The 25,552-nt window shown below is 66.1% G+C and carries 19 protein-coding genes; 6 read left to right on the forward strand and 13 right to left on the reverse strand.

Translation table 11 applies throughout. The features are described 5' to 3' along the window. Nucleotides 1-54: 54 nt before the first annotated feature. Entirely contained in the window at nt 55-2,430 is a 2,376-nt protein-coding gene (gene feoB, locus BMY31_RS03890; RefSeq protein WP_234970671.1) for a ferrous iron transport protein B, read from the reverse strand. A 133-nt stretch (nt 2,431-2,563) separates the two neighbouring features. After that, on the reverse strand, nt 2,564-3,604 hold the full coding sequence (locus tag BMY31_RS03895; RefSeq protein ID WP_159443981.1) for a GGDEF domain-containing protein: 1,041 nt from the start codon (nt 3,602-3,604) through the stop codon (nt 2,564-2,566). A 272-nt stretch (nt 3,605-3,876) separates the two neighbouring features. Here BMY31_RS03895 and BMY31_RS03900 point away from each other — a divergent pair, with 272 nt between their 5' ends. Beyond that, the gene (locus BMY31_RS03900) at nt 3,877-5,352 is read left to right on the forward strand and encodes a L,D-transpeptidase (protein WP_143802929.1); all 1,476 of its coding nucleotides are present in this window, start codon (nt 3,877-3,879) and stop codon (nt 5,350-5,352) included. Between the two features lie 114 nt (nt 5,353-5,466). On the opposite strand, the gene BMY31_RS03905 is transcribed toward BMY31_RS03900, so the two are convergent. The 5 genes from BMY31_RS03905 to BMY31_RS03925 all read right to left on the reverse strand — a co-directional run bounded on the left by BMY31_RS03905 (nt 5,467) and on the right by BMY31_RS03925 (nt 10,588). Beyond that, entirely contained in the window at nt 5,467-5,892 is a 426-nt protein-coding gene (locus BMY31_RS03905) for an amino acid-binding protein (protein WP_078686955.1), read from the reverse strand. 4 nt (nt 5,893-5,896) lie between these two features. Then, nucleotides 5,897-7,195 carry a phenylacetate--CoA ligase family protein gene (locus tag BMY31_RS03910; protein ID WP_091008446.1) on the reverse strand — a complete coding sequence of 433 codons (1,299 nt, stop codon included), beginning with the start codon at nt 7,193-7,195 and terminating at the stop codon, nt 5,897-5,899. A gap of 193 nt (nt 7,196-7,388) precedes the next feature. Continuing rightward, on the reverse strand, nt 7,389-8,390 hold the full coding sequence (locus tag BMY31_RS03915) for an inorganic phosphate transporter (RefSeq protein WP_091008449.1): 1,002 nt from the start codon (nt 8,388-8,390) through the stop codon (nt 7,389-7,391). Further along, nucleotides 8,383-9,006 carry a DUF47 domain-containing protein gene (locus BMY31_RS03920; RefSeq protein WP_078686958.1) on the reverse strand — a complete coding sequence of 208 codons (624 nt, stop codon included), beginning with the start codon at nt 9,004-9,006 and terminating at the stop codon, nt 8,383-8,385. The genes BMY31_RS03915 and BMY31_RS03920 overlap by 8 nt, the downstream gene beginning before the upstream one ends. 292 nt (nt 9,007-9,298) lie before the next feature. Further along, nucleotides 9,299-10,588 (reverse strand): CPBP family intramembrane glutamic endopeptidase, encoded by a 1,290-nt coding sequence (locus BMY31_RS03925; RefSeq protein ID WP_180371351.1) that lies wholly within the window; start codon nt 10,586-10,588, stop codon nt 9,299-9,301. Nucleotides 10,589-10,864: 276 nt separating this feature from the next. On the opposite strand from BMY31_RS03925, the gene asnA reads away from it, so the two are divergent. Further along, on the forward strand, nt 10,865-11,866 hold the full coding sequence (gene asnA / locus BMY31_RS03930) for an aspartate--ammonia ligase (protein WP_091008455.1): 1,002 nt from the start codon (nt 10,865-10,867) through the stop codon (nt 11,864-11,866). Nucleotides 11,867-12,007: 141 nt separating this feature from the next. On the opposite strand, the gene BMY31_RS03935 is transcribed toward asnA, so the two are convergent. Continuing rightward, nucleotides 12,008-13,333, reverse strand: coding sequence for a M18 family aminopeptidase (locus BMY31_RS03935; RefSeq protein ID WP_091008457.1), 1,326 nt, complete (start codon nt 13,331-13,333; stop codon nt 12,008-12,010). Nucleotides 13,334-13,706: 373 nt separating this feature from the next. Here BMY31_RS03935 and BMY31_RS03940 point away from each other — a divergent pair, with 373 nt between their 5' ends. The 4 genes from BMY31_RS03940 (at nt 13,707) to BMY31_RS03955 (ending at nt 18,797) form a co-directional block, all read left to right on the forward strand. Beyond that, on the forward strand, nt 13,707-13,961 hold the full coding sequence (locus BMY31_RS03940; protein WP_091008460.1) for an HPr family phosphocarrier protein: 255 nt from the start codon (nt 13,707-13,709) through the stop codon (nt 13,959-13,961). A gap of 131 nt (nt 13,962-14,092) precedes the next feature. Further along, the gene (locus BMY31_RS03945; RefSeq protein WP_180371352.1) at nt 14,093-15,526 is read left to right on the forward strand and encodes a nucleoside hydrolase-like domain-containing protein; all 1,434 of its coding nucleotides are present in this window, start codon (nt 14,093-14,095) and stop codon (nt 15,524-15,526) included. A 61-nt stretch (nt 15,527-15,587) separates the two neighbouring features. Next, nucleotides 15,588-18,425, forward strand: a complete 2,838-nt coding sequence (locus tag BMY31_RS03950; protein ID WP_180371353.1) for an alpha-L-rhamnosidase — start codon at nt 15,588-15,590, stop codon at nt 18,423-18,425. A gap of 99 nt (nt 18,426-18,524) precedes the next feature. Further along, nucleotides 18,525-18,797, forward strand: a complete 273-nt coding sequence (locus BMY31_RS03955) for a type II toxin-antitoxin system RelB/DinJ family antitoxin (RefSeq protein WP_078686965.1) — start codon at nt 18,525-18,527, stop codon at nt 18,795-18,797. 43 nt (nt 18,798-18,840) lie between these two features. On the opposite strand, the gene BMY31_RS03960 is transcribed toward BMY31_RS03955, so the two are convergent. The 5 genes from BMY31_RS03960 to BMY31_RS03980 all read right to left on the reverse strand — a co-directional run bounded on the left by BMY31_RS03960 (nt 18,841) and on the right by BMY31_RS03980 (nt 25,551). Next, entirely contained in the window at nt 18,841-20,448 is a 1,608-nt protein-coding gene (locus BMY31_RS03960; RefSeq protein ID WP_091008470.1) for an apiosidase-like domain-containing protein, read from the reverse strand. 116 nt (nt 20,449-20,564) lie between these two features. Then, entirely contained in the window at nt 20,565-21,992 is a 1,428-nt protein-coding gene (locus BMY31_RS03965; protein WP_078686967.1) for a PTS transporter subunit EIIC, read from the reverse strand. 272 nt (nt 21,993-22,264) lie between these two features. Continuing rightward, on the reverse strand, nt 22,265-23,770 hold the full coding sequence (locus tag BMY31_RS03970) for an FGGY-family carbohydrate kinase (protein WP_091008473.1): 1,506 nt from the start codon (nt 23,768-23,770) through the stop codon (nt 22,265-22,267). A 1-nt stretch (nt 23,771) separates the two neighbouring features. Continuing rightward, nucleotides 23,772-24,719: a transketolase family protein gene (locus BMY31_RS03975; protein ID WP_091008476.1), complete on the reverse strand. Its 948-nt coding sequence runs from the start codon at nt 24,717-24,719 to the stop codon at nt 23,772-23,774. Further along, nucleotides 24,712-25,551 (reverse strand): transketolase, encoded by an 840-nt coding sequence (locus BMY31_RS03980; protein ID WP_078686970.1) that lies wholly within the window; start codon nt 25,549-25,551, stop codon nt 24,712-24,714. Before BMY31_RS03980 ends, BMY31_RS03975 begins: the two co-directional genes overlap by 8 nt. Between the last annotated feature and the right edge of the window lies 1 nt (nt 25,552).

Here is a 25,552-nt window from a genome sequence, read left to right on the forward strand (position 1 = left end):
TCCCAACAGCCGATCAAACGACGCGGTCTCGATTGTACCTGGGAAGGGCCCGCGTCAGCCAAGGCCCAGCAGGACCCCGGCCACGTGGACGAGAAGGGCGACGACATACGCCACGACGCACTGGAACGCCACGATGCCCACCGCCCACCTGCCGCTGAGCTCGCGCCTGATGGCTGCGATGGCCGCGACGCAGGGCGTGTACAGGAGGCAGAAGACCATGAGCGTGAAGGCGCCCAGCGGGGTCAGGACGGCCAGCAGCTCTGCCGTGGTGCCGAAGAGCACCGTGAGCATGGCGACCACGACCTCCTTGGCCATGAAGCCCGCGATGAGCGCCGTGGCGATGCGCCAGTCCCCAAAGCCAAGGGGCGAGAACAACGGGGCAAGCCCGGAGGCGACGAGGGCGAGGATCGAGTCGCCGGCGGAGTCGACCAGCTGGAGCGAGGGGCTGAAGCTCTTGAGGAACCAGACGGCCACGGCGGCCACGAAGACCACGGTGAAGGCCCGGGTCAGGAAGTCCTTGGTCTTCTCCCACACGAGCATGAGGACGGACTTGGCGCTGGGCAGGCGATAGTTGGGAAGCTCCATCACGAAGGGCACGGCCTCGGACCTGTCGACGGACTTGTGGACGACGAGCGCGACCAGGACGCCCACGAGGATTCCCAGGAGGTAGAGGGCGCACATGACGAGCCCGCCGCACCCCGGGAAGAAGGTCGCGACGAAGTAGCCGTAGATGGTGATCTTGGTCGAGCAGCTCATGAAGGGCGTGAGGGCGATGGTCAGCTTGCGGTCGCGCTCGGAGGGCAGGGTGCGCGCGCTCATGACCGCGGGAACGGTGCAGCCGAAGCCCACGAGCATGGGGACGATGGAGCGACCTGACAGGCCGATCTTGCGCAGGAGCTTGTCCATCACGAAAGCGACGCGCGCCATGTAGCCTGTGTCCTCCAAAAGCGACAGGAAGAAGAACATGGTGACGATGATCGGCGCGATGGGAAGCACCGTGCCGACGGCGTTGAGGACGCCGTCGACGATAAGGGAGTGTACCACGGGGTTGGCACCAACCGCCGTGAGCCCCTCGTCCGACGCCACCGTGAAGAGGTCGACGCCGCTGGATACCAGGCCCTGGAGGAACGCGCCGATGACGTTGAAGGTCAGCAGGAACACGCCGAGCATGATGAGGGCGAACGTCGGAATGGCCGTCCACTTGCCCGTGAGAACCCTGTCGACCGCGCGGCTGCGCTCGCGCTCGCGACTCTCGCGCGGCTTCACCACGGTAGCGGCGACGATACGCTTGATGAACGAGAAACGCATGTCGGCGATGGCCGCTGAGCGGTCAAGGCCGCGCTCCTCCTCCATCTGGGAGACGATGTGCTCGACCATCTCGAGCTCGTTGGCGTCAAGCTCGAGGGCGGCCGAGACACGCTCGTCTCCCTCGATGAGCTTGGTCGCCGCAAAGCGCGTGGGGATGCCCGCGCGCTGGGCGTGGTCCTCGATCAGGTGCATGGTGGCGTGCAGGCAGCGGTGGACCGCCCCGCCGTTGTCGTCGGGAGCGCAGAAGTCCTGGCGAGCGGGAGCCTCGCGGTAACGTGCGACGTGCATCGCGTGCTCGACGAGCTCGGCGACGCCCTCGTTCTGGACGGCCGAGATGGGAACGACCGGGATTCCCAGGATGTCCTCGAGGGCATTGACGTCGATGGTCCCGCCGTTGCCCTGGACCTCGTCCATCATGTTGAGGGCGAGCACCATGGGAACGCCCAGCTCCATGAGTTGCATCGTCAGATAGAGGTTTCGCTCGATGTTGGTGGCGTCGACGATGTTGATGATGCCGTGGGGGTGCTCCTCCAGGATGAACTCGCGGCTCACAATCTCTTCGGGGCTGTAGGGAGACAGCGAGTAGATTCCCGGCAGGTCGGTCACGTCGGTGTCGGGATGGCCCTTGATGGGACCGCTCTTGCGGTCGACCGTGACGCCCGGGAAGTTGCCGACGTGCTGGCTGGCGCCGGTAAGGTCGTTGAAGAGCGTGGTCTTTCCGCAGTTCTGGTTGCCGGCAAGCGCGAAGGTGAGCACTTCTCCCTTGGGAACGGGATTGGAGTGGTCGCTGGTGCGCGCGTCTGCGGCCGCCTGCGGCGAGTCCGTCTCGCCGAGGCCAGGGTGGTGGGTGACGCGCTGCGAGGGCGCGTCAGGATAGGCGTGGCGACCGACCGCGGGCCTGGTGGCAATCTTCTGCGCGTCGGCGACGCGCAGGGTCAGCTGGTAACCATGCACGCGAAACTCCATGGGGTCACCCATGGGCGCGTATTTCTCGAGCGTGATGTGGGCGCCGGGGATGACGCCCATGTCCAAGAAGTGCTGGCGAAGCGCGCCGTCGCCACCCACCCGGGCGACCTCTACGGTCTCGCCGATCTCAGCCTGCGCAAGTGTCATGTCCGCCATGCGATTCTCGGTTTCTCTAACGGGGTCTCGCCCCATGGCTAGTGTCGGGTCTCAATAATCGCGCCGAGAAGGGCTCGCCGTTGCGGGATGGCAGGAAAAAACCATCACCGCACATCGGGCGCGGGGCACGCCCTCAGGCGTCGTCCTCGCCGGTGTAGCACGAGGAGACGATGCGGCTCTTGCCGGCACCCTTTGCCTCGTACAGGCGTGCGTCGGCCGCGCGCAGGAAGTCGCGGAGGTCCTCCGCGGACGAGCAGAGGCCATAGACGTAACCCATGCTGCATGTGACGCGTGCCCCCTCGCAGTCCCCGCTTTGGGCGCAGAACTCTTCCAGGACGCGGTGGGCGCGCTCGTCGAAGTCGCCCGAGTCGATCTTCGAGATGACGAGGAACTCGTCGCCGCCGTAGCGGTAGCAGCAGGAGTCACCAAAGTGCAGGCGCATGAGGTCGGCAAGCGCCACCAGGAGGTGGTCTCCCGACTCGTGTCCCGAGGTGTCGTTCACGCGCTTGAACTCGTCGATGTCGGCAAGCATCACGCAGATTTCGAAACCCTCGTAGCCCTCGAAGTCCCTGCGCAGCGAGTAGCGGTTCAAGAGGCCCGTGAGCGCGTCGCGCCTCGAGGTCATCTCGAGCTTGCGGTTAAGCATTCCGAGCTCGTCGTTGGCTATGCGAAGCTGCTTCTCGGTGCTGAAGAACTGCAGCGTGGTCATGTAGCGGATCATGGAGGCGATTGAGACGCAGGTGCCAAGAATGGCCATGCTGCTGACGCGCACCTCGTCAAAGACCCCGGTTTCCGCGAAGTGAATGCAGCTCGAATAGATAAACGCAATGGAGGGGACCGCGAGGACGGGAGGGACGAGGAATATGCAGTAGGCCCAGACGGTCATTGCGATCAGCACCATGAAGTGATCGCCCTCGCCCGTCCTCACGATGGAGAAGAAGATGCCGTACATGACGCTCGCGCTGATGTAGAGCGCAAGCGCGGCAGTGCAGAGACCCAGGCGCTTGCGCGTCTGGCGATAGTAGACGGACGCGACGATGAGGGCGATGCCCGTGACGGACGTCAGGAGGTAGATGGTATGCCCCTCGAGCGGAAAGAACAGGGCGCCGACAACCGAAGCCACCGTGGTAAAGATGGCCATGAGGGCGCCCACGCCCAGGTTTTGCTCGGACATCCCGCGCGCGACGTACTCCTCGCGCCTTCCCAAGCCAAGGTACAACGCGATTTTTCGAGCCTGACTGGAATCCAATTCCCGACCCATCGAAAGTGACCGACAGTTTCATTAAGTATAAATGTTCTAAGGGACATTAATTCCATTCCGCTCCTCTGGTTAACGAATACGCAGCAAGAGCATGCCGTAGTGACACTTTGGATAATCTGTGATGTAGAATCTTGCCTTAGGCACAAAGCCACAGCGAGCAAACACCATGCACATCGGAGAAGACATTGTCACAAACGCAGCAGATGGACCGAATCGCCACCGCAGCCCTCACCCCCGAAACCGACAAGACCGGCGCGGGCAAGCCCGATCCCAGGGGTGACGCCCAGGCCACGAAGCGCCCCAAGGGGAAGGCCCCGCGCATCTATCTGGCCGTCGCCGCGGCGCTCGTTGCCGTCTGGGGCATGGGATGCGCGTACTTCTCGTCGCACTTCGTGCCCGGAACGACCGTCAACGGGCGCGACGTCTCGAACATGTCGGTAGAGGACCTCGCGAAGGCCGTCGACGGGGACGCGACGACGTGGAAGGCCAGCGTCTCGGGGGACGGCATGAGCCTCGAGCTCAGTGCCACGGACATCGGCCTGAAGGCCGACGGCGACACGCTGGCGCAGGACGCCCTCGAGGCCACCGACGCGCGCGCCTGGCCCATCAACCTGATAAGCCACCAGCAGATTCGCACGGAAAGCGGCATGAGCGTGGACGACGGGAAGCTGCTGGAAGCCATCGCGGCCGCGGTCGACGTGCACAACGCGGATGCGACCGGGCCAATTAACGCCACGGGTGCCTACAACGGAGACACCAGGCAGTTCGAGGTCGTGGAGCAGAAACTGGGAACCGCGGTGGACGCCGAGCGTACGGCGAGCAAGGTCGCGGCTGAGGCGAAGGCGCTCTCCCCCTCCGTCACGCTGGGAGACGACGAGCTGGTGCAACCGACCGTAAGCGCAGACAGCCCGGAGCTCGCCAGCGCCATCGAGAAGGCAAACGCCATGCTTGCCGTCGAGATTCCGCTGACCAAGGACGGCACCGAGGTCGCGCGCGTCACGAGGGACAGCTCTAGCTCGTGGATCTGCATCGGCGAGGACCTCTCCGTCAGCGTCAGCCAGGAGTCCGTCGCACAGTGGGCCAACGACTCGCTCGCCGCCGAGGTGGCGAAGTCGGACGAGGTGAACGACTACGCGCTCGACGCCGCCGGCATCGCGCAGTCCGTTGCCGCAGGCATAAGGGACCTCAAGTCGGACTCCATCGAGATTCCCCTGGCCATCGTGAACTCGCGCCCTCCCGAGTCCGAGGGGCACGAGACGCGCGGACGCCACATCGACGTGAACCTCACCACCCAGTACGCGCGCTTCTACGACAGCGACGGCACGGTCATCTGGCGCAGCTACCTGGTGTCAGGCAAGGTCAGCGAGGGCAGGTCAACGCCCACCGGAACCTACCGGATCAACGCGAAGCGCCAGAACGAGACACTCGTCGGCGCAGACGAGGACGGGGACGGCGAGCCAGACTACCGCAGCCACGTCACGTACTGGATGCCCTTCATCGGCAACGCCGTGGGCCTCCACGACGCGAGCTGGCGCAGCAAGTTCGGCGGCACGATCTACGTCTACGGCGGAAGCCACGGCTGCGTCAACCTGCCGACGGACGCGGCCGCCCAGCTCTACTCGCTGGTCAAGGTCGGCGACACCGTGTACGTGCACAAGTAGGACGCGCCTCGCGCAAAGCGACAAGCGGTAACGACGAAGGCGGGGTCACCGGATGCGCCCAAGAGCGCCCGGTGGCCCCGCGTCCTTTCGTTCGGGAACGCCCTGGAGAAGTGCCTACACCTCGGATTGCGCGAGCACCCTGAAGCCGGCCTCCTCGAGCTTCTGGACCGCCCTGTCGGCCTCGGAGGAGACCTTGACCTTGAGGATGTCCACGGCCCGATCGCCCTTGGTCGAGAAGCAGTAGCCGTACTCGACGGGAATGTCGAGGTCGTCGAGTACGCCCAGGAGGTCGGCGAGACCGCCGGGGCGGTTCGCCACCTCGATGGCAGCAACCTTCGTGACCATGGCGCGCCAGCCCTTCTCTTGCAGCTCGTCGCGCGCGCGGGCAGGGTCGTCGCAGATGATGCGCACCACGCCGTACTCTGCGGTGTCGGCGATGGTGAGCGCCTTCATGTTCACATCGGCATCGGCGAGCGCGCGGCACAGCTTTGCCAGGCGCCCCTCGGTGTTTTCCAGAAACACGGTCAGCTGGTCAATCATGTGGCTACCCCCTCAGATCGATGACGCGCTTCGCCTTGCCCTCGGAGCGCGAGATGCTCATGGGCTCGACAAGCCTCACGCGGACGCCCACGGAGAGTGCCGTCTTGAGCCTGGCCTGGATGGACTTCTGAAGCTGGTCGATAGCGCCGGTTGAGTCGAAGTCGAACCTGGGGTCGACCTCGGCCTTGAGCGTTACGACGTCGAGCGAGTTGCTGGTGGTGAGCTCGATCTGGTACCAGCTGGACACCTGGTCGAACTCGCGCATGACGTTCTCGATCTGGCTCGGGAACACGTTGACGCCGCGGATGATCAGCATGTCGTCGGTGCGGCCATGGAGCCGGTCGATGCGGCGGTGGGTCCTTCCGCAGGCGCAGGTGCCCGGAACAATGCGCGTGATGTCGCGCGTGCGGTAGCGCACGACCGGACTGGCCTCGCGGTCGAGCGTGGTGACCACGAGCTCGCCCCACTCCCCGTCGGGAAGGGGCTCTCCGGTCTCGGGGTCGACGATCTCGCAGTAGAAGTGGTCCTCGGCAATGTGGAGGCCATCCTGCTCGAGGCACTCGACCGCGACGCCAGGCCCCATGGTCTCCGTGAGGCCATAGACGTCGAGCACCTTGTAGCCGAACTTCTGCTCGAGCTGCGCCCTGAAGCCGTCCGAGAACGCCTCGGCGCCGTGAATGCCGACCTTGAGGTTGAAGTCCCGCACGGGGTCGAGCCCCATGGCGATGGCGGAGTCGGCGATGTGCATGGCATAGCTGGGCGTGCAGCACAGGATGGTGGAGCCCATCTCGCGCAGGACGCGTATCTGGCGCTCCGTGTTGCCCGCGCTGATGGGAATCGTGGTCGCCCCCGAGGCCAGCGATCCGTAGTGGGCGCCCAGGCCACCCGTGAAGAGGCCGTAGCCGTAGCAAATCTGGCAGACGTCGCCCCTGCCGCAGCCCGCGTAGCTGATGCCGCGCGCGAAGCAGTCTCCCCAGAAGTCGAGGTCGTGGTCAGTGTAGGCGCCCACCGTGGCCACGCCGGTGGTGCCGGAGGACATGTGGATCTCCCTCACGTCCTCCATCGGGACGGCGAGCATCCCATAGGGATAGTTGTCCCTCAGGTCCTGCTTCGTGACGAAGGGAGCCTTCCTAAGGTCATCAAGCGACTTGACCCCATAGGGGTCGAAGCCGGCCTCATCAAAGCTCCTCTTGTAGAACGGAACGTTCTCGTAGCAGCAGATGACTGTCTTCTTGATGCCCTCGAGCTGAAGCGCCGCAATCTGGTCGCGCCCCATCGTAAGGACGTCGTCTTTCCTTGCCATGGACCACCCCTTTCGCGAGGTCCGAGCCTCGCACGAATCGTGGGGCCATGGTAACAACCAAAGCGTTTCTACACAGTTACCGCCTCGAAGGCCGGCGGCGAACGGTCGGCACAAGAAAGGCCCCGCGGCATTGCCGCGGGGCCAGGGTCGCAAGGGAGCCGAACAGGGAGGACTTCTCGCCCTCGTCGCAAGACTAGGCCATGCCCAGGATGCGACCGATGAAGAAGGCGCTCAGGCCACCCAGCAGGATGGTGATCGGCAGCGTGATGAACCAGGCCGCAATGATCTTGCGCGCCGCGCCCCAGCGAACGGAGCTGCGACGGCGGGCAGAGCCTGCGCCCATGATAGAGGTAGTGACGACCTGCGTCGTCGAGACGGGAGCGCCGAGCGCGGTCATGAGCTCGATGGCGACGGTCGAGGAGGTCTGCGCGACGAAGCCGATGACCGGGGTCAGCTTGGTGACGCCGTCTCCGACGGTACGCATGATGCGCTGGCCGCCGATAGAGGTTCCGATGGCCATGGTGACGGCGCAGGTGATCTTGACCCACAGGGGAACGCCGAGCGCTGGGTCAGCCAGGCCGGCCGAGACGAGCGCGAGCGTGATGATGCCCATGGTCTTCTGTGCGTCGTTGTTGCCATGGCTGTAAGCCATGAACGCGGACGAGACGATCTCGAGCTTGTGGAAGAGGCCGTTGGCCTTGTGGGGCGTCCAGTTGGCGAAGAGCTCGAACACGAGCTTCATGATCAGGAAGCCCAAGGCCATGCCGATGAGCGGCGAGGTGAACAGGGGGATGACGACCTTGCCCACGACGCCGTCCCAGATAACGTGCTGCGTGGTGCCGGTGTGCACGATCGTCGCGCCAATGAGGCTGCCGATGAGCGCGTGCGACGAGGAGCTGGGGATAGAGCGCCACCAGGTGAAGAAGTCCCAGACGATAGCGCCGATGAGAGCCGCCAGGATGACGTAGAGGTCAAGCTGGATGTCCACGAGGCCCTTCGAGATGGTGAGGGCAACCTTCTCGCTGGTGAGCGCGCCGACGAAGTTCATGACGGCGGACATGGCGATTGCCGTCCTGACGGGAAGCGCCTTGGTGTAGACCGTCGTGGCGATGGCGTTTGCCGTGTCGTGGAAGCCGTTGATGAACTCGAAGACGAGGGCGGCGACCAGAACACAGACGAGAAGTGCGCTAACCATTTTTCACGATGACATTCCGGATGTCGTTGGCGACATCCTTGCAGGCGTCGAGGGTGTCCTCGATCTTGTCGAGAAGCGACTTCCACTTGACGACCTCGATGGTGTCGCCGTGCTCACGAAAGAGCCTCGCGAGGGCGTCGCGGTAGACGATGTCGCCCTCGTCCTCGACGTCGTTGGCGGCCTTGGTGTGCTTCAGGATCGAGGCGTCCTTCTTGAAGTCAGGGAACTTCTCAAACGCGATGTCCAAGTGCTTGGTCGCGTTGACGATCAGACGGGCCATGTCGACCGCCTCGGGTCGGATGGCGTCGATGTCGTAGAGCTTGAAGCGGGCGGCAACGTTCTCGAGGCCATCGACGATCTCGTCCATCTGAAGTGCGAGCGCCGAGATGTCCTCTCGGTCGAACGGCGTGATGAAGGAAGAGTTGAGAGTGGTCATGATCTTCCCGACCTCTTCGTCCCCCTTGGTCTCGTACTCCTTGACCTCGGGAATCAGGTCGGCCTTTTCGGAGTAGTTCTCGACGATGTCGAGGAACAGCTCTGCGGCTGAAACGGTAAGCTCGCTGAACTCCTTGAACTGGGTGAAGAAGATGTCTTCCTTACGCTTTACTCGACTCATATGCCATGCCCTTCCAAAGCATCTATGGCCATAGTTGAACAACAGAGGTCGGCAAAGGCCTGTTTAAGCTACGTTAAAGCCGCCACGCCCATGTTAGCAGTTTGTTAAGACGCAGCCACAAGCAGTTTTACCGTTCGCAGAATACCACGAATAAACGGGCGAGAAGTGCATTCCTTCTCGCCCGTTCTCCTACTTTTATCTGCGATTCTTCGACGGTTTGAGCGTGCCGTCAACAACCTGCGCCCATCGGCTCCGCAAGGACTCCGTCGCGGGCGTGCGGCCGTCGAGAATCCTAGCGTGCCCACCCCAGAGGAGGCGTGGGGAGGCCGGAGCTTGCGGCGTCCGGATGCACCTGGGGCGGCACGGGCGGCTGCGGGCGCACGAACGCCACGGGCGCGGGTGCCTGCGTCGCGGCGACCCGAGTCGGATTGGGGACATACCCCTCCGGGGGAACGGGCATGACGCGCATGGGCTGGCCAGCAGGCGCGACAGGAGCCTGATGTGCCGGATGGGCAGACGAGACCTGCTGGGGCTGCGCCGGCCAGGCCTGCCGCGCCGCCGGAGCCTGCTGTGCAGCCCAAGCCTGCTGGCCCTGGTACGCCTCGAGGGACTTGTAGTAGGCGACCCACTGGTCAAAGAAGGACCTGGCCACCGCGCGGTCCGCAGAGCGCGCGTCGACGACGGCGCGATAGGCGACCTCGAGCTCCCTGGCGGGAAGGGCCCCCTCGCCGTAGAGGCCGCCCCTGCGGGGAAGCGGCATGATGATCAGCGCGCGCAGCGCCTTGATGAACGAGGGGAGGTAGAGCAGGACGAGCACGACGTACATGCCGATCATCAGCGCGCCGTCCTCGCCCGACGAGACATAGTTGGTGTCCTGCTCGACGCCGAACAGAACGTACGGGCCGAACATGACCAGGAAGTCGTCAAGCCCGTGGAAGAAGGCCGCGCCGGAAAGGCGGTTGCTCTCCAGGATGGCGGCGCTCAGACAGACGCTGTACATGCCCGTCTGGGTCATCTTCAGAAGCGCCTGCGCGAGCTGGGAGGCGCTCGAGAAGTCAAGGGCGCCCCACGAGATGTGAAGCGAGCCGAAGAACACGGCGGTCGCGAGGACCGAGCCCATGAACCCCGCGCGCGTCCTGCCGAACGCGCTCAGGAGCCCGCCCAGGGCGATGCCGCGGCAGTAGGACTCCTCGTAGAAGCCGATGCCGAGGCACAGCATGGTATACAGCGCGAGCTTCGAGAGCCAGTAGGGCGAGACCTCCGTACCTGACGAGACGTACTCGAAGATCGAGAGCGCGCCCAGGACCAGGGAGACGACCATGATGGGGCCGGTGTACTTCCACACGCGGGCGAAGTCGCCCCTCTCGTAGTCGAGCATGTGCGTCCCGCCCAGGAGACACAGGGCCCCGACCGACATGGAGGCGACAATGAGCTCTACCAGGAGGCTGAGCGAGTCGCTGTCGTTGGCGTAGTCGACGAGCGGAAAGATCACGAGGCTCGGAAGGACGTAGAGGGCGGCCAGCGCTACTACGGCGCCCACGAGCTTGCCGACGCCCGAGCGTTCGGTGGTGCCAGAAACCATGTAACTCCTCCATCGGACAGGGCCTCGCGGGCGAGGCGCCAACCATTTCCGGCCAATTGTAACAGCACATGACAGATTGACGTGGTCGCCAAATGGCGCCTGGCAACCGACCGATAGCATCTACCTCGGCAGATTTCGATACACGCTCTTCTCCCCTGCCTAAACGTTGCGGCTATGTAAGGTGGGGGTAAACAACGACAGGCAAGGGGCGAGCCACCGGCAAAGGTGGGATATGCTGCGCTTGTCCTGTAGTACCGACAGAAGAGGAGTGGGAACATGATCAGTATCCCCGACGGGTACGTATCGCAGCTCGATACGTATGACACTCAGCGCGCCATCGAGCGCATCAAACACATCTTCCTTGCAAAGCTTTGCGCCGCACTGCACCTTGTGCGTGTGACGGCCCCGCTTGCAGTCGACCCCGCTACAGGAATCAATGACAATCTCAATGGCGTCGAGCGTCCCGTCGGCTTCGACGTCCCTGCGATTGGCAAGGATGCCGAAGTAGTTCACTCGCTCGCCAAGTGGAAGCGCCTCGCTCTCAAGCGCTACGACTTCAAGGTGGGCAAGGGCATCGTCACCGACATGAACGCAATCCGTCGTGACGAGGAGCTCGATAACCTGCACTCCATCTACGTGGACCAGTGGGACTGGGAGAAGGTCATCTCGCTGGAGGACCGCAAGATCGAGTACCTGCAGGATACCGTCCGTCGCATCGTGACCGCCATCTGCGGCACCCTCGACGAGCTCAAGTGGACCTATCCGCAGCTCGACGTCGACCTTGACCGCGACGTGACCTTCATCACCACGCAGGAGCTCGAGGACCTCTATCCCGAGCTTGCCCCGAAGGAGCGCGAGAACCGCTTCGTCGCCGACCACCACACGACGTTCATCATGGGCGTCGGCGCCCCGCTTGCCAGCGGCGAGCCCCACGACGGCCGTGCTCCCGACTATGACGATTGGGGCCTCAACGGCGACCTGCTGTTCTGGAACGAGACCCTCGGCTGCGCCTTCGAGGTGAGCTCCATGGGCATCCGCGTCAGCCCCGAGTCGCTCGACAAGCAGCTCACCATGGCCGGCTGCGACGACCGTCGCGAGCTCCCCTTCCACAAGGCCCTGCTCGCCGGCGAGCTCCCCTACACCATCGGCGGCGGCATCGGCCAGAGCCGCATCTGCATGCTGCTGCTCGCAAAGGCCCACATCGGCGAGGTCCAGGCATCCCTCTGGGACGAGGAGACCACCGAGGCCTGCGAGAAGGCCGGCATCATGCTCCTCTAGTTCCCGACGGGAACGCGAGGCGGCAGGAACAAGCGCTCGCAAACATGAGGGGTGGTGCATCGTTGATGCACCACCCCTTTTCTTGTGCGTCTAGGAGTCAGGCACCGGGCCCACCCTGTGGCGACGGGCCCACGCGGCCGCCTAGATCTGAGCAGACTCGAATCCGTCGATCAGCAGGTTGGTCGAGAAGAACGCAGCAAGCGCGTTGATGGCGTAGGCCGTGTCGAGCGCGCCCGCCGTCTCGAAGCTCGAGTGCATGGCGAGCTGAGCCAGCCCCATGTCCACGGCATGGACGCTCACCTGGGTGTTCGAGAGGTTGCCGAGCGTGGAGCCACCCGCGGAGTCGCTGCGGTTAGCGAAGGTCTGGACGGGGACGCCGGCATCGGTGCACACGGCCGAGAAGAGCGCGCGACTGAAGGCGTCGGTCGTGTACTTCTGGTTGGCGGCCTCCTTGATGACGACTCCCCCGTTGAGCACCGAGCAGTTGACGTCGTCGGTCTTCTCGCCATGGTTGGGGTGGACCGCATGGGCATTGTCACAGCTGACCAGGAACGAGCCCGCGACCGCGCGGTAGTAGTCCTGCACGTCCTTACCCAGGGATAGGTTCAGGCGCACCAGCGCGTCATGCAGGAACGTGGACATGGCGCCCTGCTTGGTGTTCGAGCCGACCTCCTCGTTGTCGAAGCACGCGAAGACGTTGACAGCATGCTCGTTGCGGGCCGCGAGGAAGCCCTTGAGCGACGAGAACGCGCACTGGAGGTCGTCGAGCTTGGGGGCGGAAACGAACTCGTCCTCCCAGCCCCAGACGCGGCCCTCCTGGCGGTTGACCAGGAAGAGGTCCTTGGCAATGACCTGCTCGGGCTCGACGCCGAGCTCCTGGGCGACCATGGCGTCGAAGGCGCCGCGCTTGAGCCTCCCCGCCGAGAACAGCGGGCACAGGTCAACCTGGCGGTTGAGCTCGATGCCCTTGTTGACGTCGCGGTTCATGTGGATGGAGACGTTGGGGATGACGAGGATGTCGCGGTCGATGTAGAGCAGGCGGCCCTGGATGCGCGAGCCCTCGCGCACCAGGACGCGGCCAGCCACGCTCAGCGGGCGGTCGAGCCAGGTGTTGTCAATCATGCCGCCGTAGCCCTCGACGTCCAGGCGAAGGTACTCGCCGGGTCCCTCGAGCTCGGGCACGCTCTTGACCTTGTACGTGGGAGAGTCCGAGTGCGACGCGGCAATCTGGAAGTGGTAGTCGTCGAGCTCGGTGCCGACGGTGAAGGCGACGATGCTCGAGCCGTTTCGCACGGTGTAGTACGAGCCGCCACGCTCGACGCTCCAGGGCTCGCCCTCGGGCAGGAAGGCGAAGCCCTTCTCGTCCAGGTACGCGCGAACGGTAGCAATCGTATGGAACATGCTGGGGCTCCTGCCGATGAAGTCGACAAGCTCCCGCGAGGCCTCAACGCCCACGGTTTCTGACATGTGGTATCTCCCGACGTTCGGATTCCATTGGTGTGGCCGCCGCGACGCAGCGGCGCCCCCAAGAGTGTAGCGCCGGGGCGCGTCGGACCCCGCCCCATCAGCAAACGCACGCAGACCTCACCCTTTCCGCTTGGAGCGCAGGACCGGCGGCAGGTGCTCGCTCGGGCAAGCGCCCACGGGGAGAAGTGCGCGCCATGCGGCTCGCCGACGCGTCAGCGGGCGCGGTGCCACGTTGCTAAATAATCCTAAATGGATTTACTAGACCGGGTTCTCGCACGTATAACCAGTCGTCTGACGCGGCGTGTCGAAGATACTGTTAGGCAAGACACCAACCGGGGCGGAGCGTCCCGAAACATACGCGAGGGAGACAACGATGAAGACGATCACCCATGTGCTGAAAGACCCCAGCGGGCTTCACGCGCGCATCGCATCGACGATCACGGCCGAGGCCAACAGGTGGAAGAGCAACGTGACCATCGTCACGCGTGGCGTCCGCTCCAACGCGACGGACATGATGGGCCTCATGCTGCTCGACGTCCGCGAGGGCGAGAGGATCGAGATCGTGGTCGAGGGAGAGGACGAGGACCGGGCCGCCAAGGCGTTCGAGGGGCTCGTCATTGGGCTGTAGAGCAGGCCAAACCCAACGCCCATACGAGGTGGGCATTTACTAGACGAAGGTTTAGTAAATTTCGAACTCGCAGCTAAACGCCCACGCCGGACCGACAATGGTGGAAAACGCGACGGCGATTGGATATGCCCATGAACAGCAAGAAGGCACGCGCCATCTTCACCAACGATGGCGAATGCGACGACATGAACTCCTTTGTCCACCTGCTTCTCTACGCGAACGACATCGACATCGAAGGGCTCGTCTCGTCGAGCTCGATCTTCCACTACGCAGGCGACCCCAAGCAGGGTATCGCCCCCAAGCGCTGGGCCAACCCCCAGTGGATGCTCGACGACATCGACGCCTACGGGAAGGTCTACCCCAACCTCGTGGCGCACGACCCCAGCTACCCCACGCCGGAATACCTCCGGAGCGTGACCGCGGTCGGCAACGTCAAGACGATCGGCGAGATGTCGGAGGACACCAAGGGCTCCGAGCTCATCAGGAAGGCACTCCTGACCAGCGACCCCAGACCCCTGTGGCTCCTGGCCGGAGGCGGCACGAACACCATCGCCCGCGCCCTCAAGCACATCGAACTTGACTTCCGCGGAACCGACCAGTGGGACAGTGTCTATCGCCAGGTCTGTCAAAAGGGCATCATCTTCATGATCGTCACGCAGGACGACACCTACCGCGACTACATCTGCCGCACCTGGCCTGACCTGCGCATGCTGCACTGCACGTCGATCCAGGGCATTGCCTTCATGTTCGACGAGACCGTGATCCCGCCCGCCGACCTGAGGATGTTCCGGGGCAGCTGGATCAAGCCCAACCTGCTGGAGAAGGGGCCGCTGCTCGCGCGCTACCACACCTGGGGCGACGGCCACGTCTACCCCGGCGAGGAGGACCGCTCGCAGTTCGGCTCGAACGCCGAGCTCATGGGCGGCAACTGGTGGGGCAAGCAGCCGCGCAACCGCTACGACATGATCTCGGAGGGCGACTCGCCGTCGTTCTTGTACCTGATCGACAAGGGCCTGCGCAGCCTGGAGGACCCGACCTTCGGCGGCTGGGGCGGACGCTTCGTCCGCAACGCCGAAAACGAGTTCAACCCCGATGCCGACTACTGGCAAAACGCCACCGACGCGGCGCAGGGCCCCACCAAGGGAGACGCCCTGCAGCTCACGCGCTGGATCGGCGACTGGATGAACGACTTCGCCTCGCGCGCGACCTGGTGCACGACGCCGGACGAGAAGAGCGTGAACCACGCCCCCGAGGTCAGCGTGGAGGAGGGCGTCGACGTGGTCGCAGCCCCCGGTCAGGAGGTCACGCTGCACGCTCTCGCGACCGACCCCGACGGCGACGAGGTGTGCGTCACCTGGACGCGCTACGCCGATGCCGACGGATACGAGGGAGAGCTCGTCCTCGACGTCGAACGACGGGAGGACGGCGCGTGCGTCAGCCTCACCGTCCCCGCAGACGCCAAGCCCGGCGACACCATCCACCTCGTCGCCCGCGCGTCCGACGAGCCGAGCAGGACTCCCTACATGGTCAACTACCGCCGCGTCATCATCACCGTGGGCGCATAGGACAACCAAGCGACAAGCGCCCCGCCACGTGCGGGGCGCACTCTTGAGAGGCAGACATCGCATGAGGATTCGCACCTGCAGGGTCAACCACATGACAGAGTCCCTGGGCTTCGACCTGGGATCGCCGACCTTCTCGTGGGTAGTCGACGACGTGGGCGAGGCCGCACGGGGCCGCATCGAGTCGCGCCTCGTCGTGCGATCCGGGGCGGGCGTCGCCTGCGACACCGGCTGGGCCGAGCTTGACTGCGCCGCCACGAGGCCGGGGGTCGCCCTTCTCCCCCGCACGCGTTACACCTGGCAGGTCAGCGTGCGCGACGAGGCGGGCCATGTTGCCGAGGGCGTGGAGCACTCCTTCGAGACCGGCAAGATGGGCGAGCCGTGGCAGGCCGCGTGGATCGGCTGCGACGAGGCCGACGGGCGCCACCCCACCCTCTCGCGGACCATCACGACGCGGCCGGGCGCGCCCCTCGCGGCGGCGCGCGCCTACGTGTGCGGCCTTGGCCTCTACGAGGTCGAGGTCGACGGGCGACTCGCCTCGACCGAGCACCTCGCGCCCGGCACCTGCGCCTACGACAAGTGGCTCCAGGTAGCGACGATCGACCTGACCGGCGCGCTTGCGGCGCCCGGCGAGCACGACCTCCGCGTCACGCTGGGCGACGGCTGGTACAAGGGGCGCTTCGGGTTCATTCCCACCAGGGGCGGCTACTACGGCGACGACTGGTCGCTCATCGCGGAGGTCCACCTGACCTACGCTGACGGCTCGCACGAGGTCGTCGCGACCGACGAGTCGTGGCAGGTCGGCCGCTCCAACGTCACGTTCTCGAACATCTACGACGGCGAGCACGTCGACGCGACCCTGCCTGCCGTCGAGCCTATGCCTGCGCGGCTGCTCGATCCCGAGGAGGCCGCGGCGCGCACCGCGAGACTCCGCGACCGGCTCTCCCCCGCCGTCTCAGACCATGAGCTCTTCTCGCCCACGCTGGTCGAGACGCCGGCAGGCGAGAAGGTCCTCGACCTCGGGCAGAACATCGCCGGCGGCTTCAGGATGCGCGTGCACGAGCCGGCCGGCGCGACCGTGCGCCTGCAGTTCGGCGAGGTGCTGCAGGACGGCAACTTCTATCGCGACAACCTGCGGAGCGCACAGGCCGCCTACACCTTCGTGAGCGACGGGGAGCCGCACGTGCTGCGGCCGCGCTTCACCTACTACGGCTACCGCTACGTCAAGGTGGAGGGCGTGGCCGACCTCAGGCCCTCCGACTTCGAGGGCGTGGCCTGGTACAGCGACGTGGAGACCACCGCGGGGCAGATTCGCACCGCCAACCCGCTCGTCAACCGGCTCGTGGAAAACGCGCGCTGGGGCATGCGCGACAACTTCGTGGACACGCCGACCGACTGCCCACAGCGCGACGAGCGCATGGGCTGGACCGGCGACGCGCAGATCTTCAGCCCAACGGCCTGCTACCTGGGCAAGCCCTACGCGTTCTATCGCAAGTACCTGCACGACATGGCCCTCGAGCAGGAGGGCCTCGGCGGTGCCATGCCCATGGTGGTCCCGAGCTTCGGGCTCGTGGGCGCGGGCTCGGTCTGGGGCGACGCGACCGTGGTGATCCCCTGGAACCTCTACCTGTTCTCGGGAGACGACGCGGTGCTGCGCGAGCACTGGGGCGCCATGCGAGCGTGGATGGACCACGTGGCCGCGCTCGACGGCGACGACCACAGCTGGCCCAGCGCCGCCGCGCACCTGGGCGACTGGCTCGCGCTCGACTCGCGGCCCGGTAAGGACGAGCGCTTCGGCGCCACCGACGAGGGCTTCGTCGCCTACGTCGCCTACTTGCAGAGCGCCCGCATCATGGCGCGGGCGGCCGCGGTGCTCGGCGAGGGTGCTGACAAGGCGCGGTTCGAGGCGCTGGCCGAGGCTCTTCTCAGCTGGATCCGCAGCGAGTACTTCTCGCCCAACGGCCGCTGCTGCATCGATACGCAGACGGCCCACGCCCTCACGATCGTGCACGGCCTTGCCGACGCGCGCCGCGCCGGGCGCGCCCTCCACGACCTCGTTCAGGCCATGGGAGGCCAGCTCACCTGCGGGTTCGTGGGAACACCCGTCATCTGCGAGGCCCTCTGCCGCACCGGCTACGAGCGCGACGCCTACCAACTGCTGCTGCGCGAGCGCCAGCCCGGCTGGCTCAACCCCGTCATCCAGGGCGCCACGACCATCTGGGAGCGCTGGGACTCCCTCGACGAGGACGGCCGCATCACCGGCACGAGCATGAACAGCCTCAACCACTACGCCTACGGCTCGATCTGCGCCTGGCTCTTCGGCTGGACCGCCGGCCTGCGCCCCGACGCCGCAGCCCCCGGCTTCGCGCGCGCCACCGTCGCGCCTCACGTGGACTGGCGTCTGGGCAAGCTCGAGGCTACCTTCGACTCGCCCCGCGGCACCTGGCGCGTCGCCTGGTCCGTCTCGGGCGAGAGGAGCGTGCGCCTGGAGCTCACGGTCCCCCTTGGCTGCACCGCGCGCGTGACGCTGCCGCACGCCCCGAAGAGCGCCTGGCTCGCCTTGGCCGGCGACGCGAGTGACGACCGAGGCGCTCGGGGCTACGTCGAGCTGGAAGGCGGCACCTACGCCGTCGCCTACGAGGCCACGGTCGCGCTGCGCCGCACGCTCTCCCTGGACACGCGTCTCTCCGACGTGCTCGCCGACAGCGCCGCCGTCGCCGCGATCGAGGGCATCGTTCCCCACCTCCACCTGGCCATGACGCCGACGGAACTCCACGCCACGCCCCTGCGCGAACTGCCATGGCAGGACCTCTGCCACCGTCCGCTCTCGGCCGAGCAGCAAAGGGCGATCGAGGCGGCGCTCGAGGGCCTCTCCGACAGGCGCTACGGCGAAGAGGACTAGGGCCGTCGCAGGCGAATCCTCGCAATAATCGACCTGAGAGCGAATAGATCGGTTTCCTTGCAATACATGAGATGTACTCTGCATTACAAGGAGGTTGTCATGGGCACCATTACCACAAGCATCAGGACGGACGCAGCACTCAAGCGCGAGGCAGATCGGCTTTTTGCCGACCTCGGCATGAACTTCTCTACCGCCGTCAACACGTTTCTCCGCCAGGCCGTACGCGAGCAGGGCCTTCCCTTCAAGCCCTCTCGCAATGTCCCCAATGCGGATACGCGTGCGGCGATGATCGAAGCAGACCACATTGCCACAGACCCCAACGCCCACGGCTATCACAGCGCCGACGAGCTCTTTGAAGACCTGGACGCATAGCGACCTGTTTGACGAGTAGGCGCCCGGGGCCCACCCGCTAGCCCTATCCCCTCGCGCGGGCCACGAGCGCCCAGTCCTCCATGTCGGGCCTCTCGGGCAGCTCGAGCACGCCGTCGACCGCCTCGAGCGAGAAGGGCTCGCCGTAGCGCCCCTCGCGCGGGTCGAACCAGCGTGCCTCCCAGGCCCCCGGCTCGACGCCCTCCACAGACAGACGCTTGCGCACGTTCGACGCATAGTAGGCCACCACCTCTCGGCCGTCGGGGGCGACCGTCACCAGGGGACGGTGCCTGCCCAGAAGCGCCGACCCACCGGAGCCGTAGGGCCGCATCCGCCACCAGCCCACGTCCTCGCACAGGCGCCGCAGATGACCCATCTGCTCGGCGCCCGGCGCGTCGATCGCCTCGTCCCAGGTCACGCCAAAGCGATTGAAGACCTGCGCCACCATGCGGGCCATGGGGTCGGCGGGCAGGCCCTTCTCCCAGGCGTTGTCCCAGATGCCCTGCGCCCCGTAGGTGTAGCCGGCGCAGCCGCACTGGATCGCCATGTAGGCCACGCGGCGCACCATGGCCGCGTCGATCTTGCGCGGCCCCATCTCCTCGAGCGACGAGCACAGCTCGTAGAGGGCCTCCCCCTCCACCAGCGGCTTGCCCGCATGGCACGCGAGCCACGCGCGGTAGTCGCCCTCGGCCACCACATAGTCGCCGTGTCCCGCCTGGTTGAGCGCGAAGTCGAACCACGGCTCGTCGAAGTAGTAGTCGGCAAAGGGGCGCTCGTTGGTATAGTGCACGGTGGCGAGCTGCCCGTAGCCGTCGCGTCGCTCGACCTCGCGGGCGACCTCGCGCCACCCCGCGATCAGCTCGTCGCGCGCGGCGTCGTCGTAGCCGGCCACCTCGCCGGCGAGCGTCCACACCACGGGGAGCGCCCCGTAGCGCGCAACCACGTAGCGCGCCAGCTCGCGCATGTTGTCCACGGTCGTGAGGCCGCGCCCCAGGTTGAACCCCCACGCGATGCCGAGCGCGTTCACGAGGCCGGCGTCGGCCACGTAGGCCATGCGCCGGTCGAGCTCGTCCGCAAAGAACTCCACGTTGGGCACCGGGCCGCGCGCCCCGTCGAGCTCCCGCCAGAAGCGCGACTCGCCGGCCAGGTCCGCGCGCAGGTTGGTCTGGTACACGGTGAAGCCCTGCGCCACGCGCCGGTCCACCATGCCGCGAAACTGGCTCGCCATGCCCGGATGGCTCGACTCGTCCCAGCGCTCGCCCCACGCGAACTCCCAATGGGTGTCGCCCAGCCAGAAGAACGGCGTCCCGTCCGCGTGCTCGAAGTGGCGACCGCCGGCGCCCACGCGCAGGAACCCATGGCGAAAGACGCCCAGCTCACCCTCGTACGCCGCCGAGAAGAGCCTGCCCTCGCGCCCACGCAGGCCCGAGTCCGCGGGCGCCTCGACCTCCCAGCGCCAGATGCCGTCGGCGGTGGGCGCGAAGCTCACGCGATAGGTTGCCCCGCCGTCCCAGTAGGCCTCTCGCACGACGCGCGCGCCGCCCTCGTGCTCGAAGGTCACGCTGATGAGGCAGTCCCTCACGGGGTCGGGGTAGGCGTGCGCGGCCTCGAGGTCGATGGTCGTCGCGCGCCAGGTCACGGCTCTCTGGCACATGGGTGGCTCCTCTCGTCGATGTGATAGAGAAAAAGGGGCGGTCGAGGTCTCCCCCGGCCGCCCATGCAGTGTAGGCACTGCTGGATGCATGTCCAAGCCGCTTGACGTGGCAGGAACTACTTGTTGTCGAGCTCGGCGAGCTCCTCCTTGCTGAAGCCGAAGAGGAAGGTGACGATCGTCGAGACGATCATGGCCACGACCATGCCGATGATGGCGTTGATGGTGTTGCCCATGCCGCCCTGCATGTAGCCGAGGAAGATCAGGAAGTTGGTCGCCATGGCGCCCGGGTAGAGGGTGACGCCGAGGACGTAGGAGACCAGCGCGCCGGCGGCGCCGCCGCAGATCATGCCGAGCATGGTGCGACGGAAGCGGAGCACGGTGCCGAAGAGCGCGGGCTCGGTGACGCCGCCCACCAGGGCGGAGACGACGTAGCCGGCAGCCATGCCCTTCTCCTGCTTGTTGCGGATGCGCAGGAAGGCGCCGAGCGCGCAGCCCCAGACGGCGGTCATGGCGCAGTTGGTGGAGACGAAGAGGAACGGGTCGTAGCCGACCTGGAGGATCTGGACCTGGGCGAGCATGATGACGGGCATGTGCATGCCGGCCACAACGAACAGCTGCCAGAAGGCGCCGAGGAGGGCCATGGCGATGCCGGTGCCGAAGAGGCCGAGGCTCTGAAGGCCGAAGAGGAGCTGCGCGATGCCCTGGCCGAGGAGGTTACCGAGCGGCGCGAGCACGACGAGCATGATGGGGACGACGATGATCATCGTGAAGAACGGCGCGAAGAGCGTGGAGAGGACGTCGGGGACGTGCTTCCTCATAAACATCTCGACCACGGCGAGCACCGGGATCGTGAGGATGATCGGCAGGACGCTCTGCGAGTAGTTGGCCGCGGCGATCTGGATGCCATAGACGCTGATCTGGGCACCGTCGGCGGCTGCAGACACGATCGAGGGCGCCACGAGGATGCCGCCGCAGAGCATGCCGAGAAGCGGGCTGCACTTGAGCTTCTTGGCGGCGCAGTAGCCGAGGTAGATCGGCAGGAAGTAGAAGCCGGCCTCGTAGAGCGTCGTATTGAAGAACGTGTAGGTGGGGTCGGTGTCGGAGACGAGGTGGAAGACCTCCGGCCCGAGCAGGACGGCGAAGGTGCGGAAGAGGCCCGCGGCCATGACGACCGGGATCAGCTGCACCATGGAGCCCGATAGGTAGTCGAGGATCGCGTTGCCGACCTTGGCGGGCGTCAGCTTCTCCTTGGGCAGGTCCTCGTCGAGGTTCTCGTCGATAGAGCCCGCGCCCGAGACGCCCAGGGCGACGATCGCGTCGTAGACCTTGGGCACGTTCTGGCCGATGATGACCTGAAGCTGCTCGCCGGCCCAGTTGATGCCCAGGACGCCGGTGATCTTCTTGATCGAGTCGCCGTCGACCTTCTCCTTGTCGGAGATCGTGAGGCGCAGTCGAGTCATACAGTGGGTCGCAGACGCGATGTTCTGGTCGCCACCGACGAACTCGAGCACCTCCTTGGCGATCTTCTCGTTATCCACTGCCATGCCTTCCTCCTTGTTGTCCAGAACACTTATATACGAATCTGTCTTGTGGTGCCTCTCAAGGCGTCATGCCCGGTGCCTTGTCTTGCTGAGAAGAGAATAGAATCGTCACATTTGGAAAACCGTGCGATGGGGGTTTAATAAATCCTTAAGTCCCGTCTAGTTTCGAGTCCTTCTCCGGATGCCGGAACACCGCTCACGAGCAGGCATTCCGACATGTTCGCGTACACGCGGGCGCCCGCGCGGCGGTTTAGTCGCGTAAAGCGTGGCCATCGCTAGGCGCGAGACGACCGAACCCTCGAGAGCGCGTCGTGCCAGCCGTCCAGGCGCCGGGAGCGCTCCGCGTCGCCCATCTCGCGCGAGTAGGACCCATGCGAGACGCGCTCGTAGATCGCGTTGCCCTCGTACAGGCCGCACGAGAGGCCTGCCACGTAGGCGGCGCCTGCCGCGGAGAGCTCCTCCAGGCTCGACGTGACGACCGTAAGGTCCGCGGCGTCCGCCTGCAGCTGCATGAGGTAGCGGTTCCTGGTGACGCCGCCGTCGGCCCGAAGCTCCCCTATCGCAAGCCCCGAGTCCTCACGCAGTGCCTCGATGACGTCGGCGGTCTGGTACGGGATGCACTCGGCGCAGGCCTTGACCATCTCGGCGCGACCCGTGGTGCGCGTGACGCCCGTGAGCATGCCGGTGGCGTCCGCGTCCCACCAGGGTGCGCCGAGGCCCGTGAACGCCGGCACGAAGTACGCGCGGTCGTCCGGGTTGGCGCGCGCGATGACGCCCTCGACCTCGCCCGGGTCCGAGATGAGCCCCATGTCGTCCTTCAGCCAGCTGATCACGGCGCCCGTGTAGTTGAGGTTGCCCTCGAGCACGTAGGAGCGCCTGCCGCCGATCTCCCAGGCGATCGAGGAGACCAGCCCGTGCGAGCTCTCGCGCGGGCTCTCCCCCACCTGCATCATGACCGACGAGCCGGTGCCGTAGGTCGCCTTGAGGTCGCCGGGCGCAAGGCAGTTCTGCGCCGCGAGCGCGGCCTGCGAGTCGCCCAAGATGCCGCAGACGGGCACCGCCTGGGAGAAGAGCCCGCCCATGGTCGTGTGGCCGAACACGGAATCCGAGGGCCAGACCTCGGGCAGGCAGTCGATGGGCACGCCGAACAGGTCGCAGAGCTCCTGGCTCCAACGGGCGTCCCTCAGGTCGAGCAGCTGCGTGCGGCAGGCGTTCGAGGGCTCCGTCGCGAAGGCGTGCTCCTCGGTGAGCTTGAACGTGAGCCACGAGTCGATCGTGCCCAGGCAGAGCGTGCCGCGCTCGAGTGACGCGGCGACCTTGGGCTCGTTTTCAAGGAGCCAGGCGAGCTTGGGTGCCGAGAAGTACGGCGAGAGCGCGAGCCCGGAGAGCTCCCTCACGCGCTCGGCCATGCCGGCGTGCCGTGCGGCGAGCTCCTCCAAAAGGCCCTTGGCGCGGCCGCACTGCCAGACGACTGCGTCGGCAAGAGGCTCGCGCGTCTCGCGGTCCCAGGCGAGGCAGGTCTCGCGCTGGTTGGAGATGCCCACGGCGACGACCTCGCCCGAGACCACCCCGGCACGCTTGCACGCGTCGCGGGCGACCGCGAGCACGTTGGTCATGATCTCCTCGCCGTCATGGCTGACCCAGCCCTGCTCGTTCACAATCTGGGTGTGTGGACGTGCGCACTTCTCGACCGCGTTTCCCTCGGCGTCGAAGAGGACGGCCTTAGTGCCCTGCGTGGACTGGTCGATCGCGAGGACGAGGGAGCGCTTGGCGGCGCCCATGCTAGTCGACCGCCTTCTGGAGCAGCTCGAGCGCGGAGGCGGCGATGCCGTCGGCGTCGAGGCCGTAGTGTGCGAAGACCTCCTTGGAGGTGCCCGTCACGACCGGGGCGTCCGGGAGCGCGAGATTCCTCACGAGGCGGGGGCAGGACTCGCCCACGATCTGGGCGACCTGGGAGCCGAGGCCGCCGAAGGGGCTGTGCTCCTCGACCGTGAGGACGACCTTGCAGCGGGCGGCCGCGTCGCGCACGGCGTCCGCGTCGATAGGCTTGACGCAGTACATGTCGAGCACCGTGGCGGAGACGCCCTTGTCCTCGAGGGACTTGGCGGCCGCGAGCGCCGGGGCGACCATCTCGCCGCAGGCGATGATGGCGACGTCGTCGCCCTCGGCGAGGGTGGTCGCCTTGCCCATCTCGAAGGGGCAGCCGTCGGCCGCGTAGACATCCTCGACGGGGTTGCGGCCCACGCGGACGTAGGCGGGCTTCTCGTCGGCAAGGAGTGCGTCGATGAGGCACGCGGTCTGGAAGCGGTCGCTCGGCAGGTAGACGCGCATGTTGGGGATCGCGCTCATGGCGGCGATGTCCTGCGCGGAGTGGTGGCTCATGCCGAGGGCGCCGTAGGAGACGCCGCCGGAGATGCCGATGAGGGTGACGTTGGTGTCGGAGTAGGCGCAGTCGACCTTGGCCTGCTCGTAGGAGCGGGTGGTGACGAAGGAGGCGGGGCTGGCCGCGAAAACCTTCTTGCCGCACGAGGCGAGGCCGGCGGCGATGCCCACGAGGTCCTGCTCGGCGATGCCGACCTCGACGGACTGCTCGGGGAAGGTCTCGAAGAAGGGCGTGAGCGACGCCGAGCCGCGCGAGTCGGAGCAGAGGACGACGATGTCGCGGTCGGACTGTGCCCTCTCGAGCAGGACGTCGCAGATCGCCTTGCGGTTTGCGATGGTGTTAGGCATTGCGCTCAGCCTCCTTGTGGGCCGCGAAGTCGGCCGAGATCTGCTTGTACTCCTCGTCGTTGGGGAGGTGGTGGTGCCAGGACGCCTTGTTCTCCATGAGGGAGGAGCCGAGGCCCTTGGTGGTGTTGAGGATGATGACCGTGGGCTTGCCCGAGGTCTGCTCGGCGAGGGTCAGCGCGGAGTCGATGGCGCGGACGTCGTTGCCGGGGATGGAGATGACGTTCCAGCCGAAGGCGGCCCAGCGCTCCTCCTGCGAGTCCTGCGCCATGACGTCCTCGGTGCCGCCGGAGATCTGCAGGCGGTTGCGGTCGACGAGGGCGCAGAGGTTGTCGAGCTTGTAGTTGGCCGCGCTCATCGCGCCCTCCCAAACGGAGCCCTCGGCGAGCTCGCCGTCGCCCATGATGGCGTAGGTGCGGTAGCTCCTGGAGTCCATGCGGGCGGCGAGCGCCATGCCCACCGCGACGGGGAGGCCGTGGCCGAGCGAGCCGGAGTTCATCTCGATGCCGGCGAGCTTGTTGTTGGGGTGGCCGATGTAGGGGCTGCCGAACTTGGAGAAGCGGTCGCGCACGTCCTCGTAGTCGAGGAAGCCCTGCTCGCAGAGGACCGCGTAGTAGGCCTCCATGGCGTGGCCCTTCGACAGCACAAAGCGGTCGCGGTCGGGGTCGTCGACCTTCTCGGGGGACACGTTGAGGTGGTTCTTGTACAGGACCATCAGCGCGTCGATGACGGACATGTCGCCTCCGATGTGGCCGCCGCCACCCGCCATGATGATGTCGACGCAGCGCTGGCGAAGGTCCCAGCGCAGGGACTCGAGCTCCTCAATGCTAGTCATT

Source organism: Parafannyhessea umbonata (assembly GCF_900111255.1).
Classification (GTDB): Bacteria; Actinomycetota; Coriobacteriia; order Coriobacteriales; family Atopobiaceae; genus Olsenella_J; species Olsenella_J umbonata_A.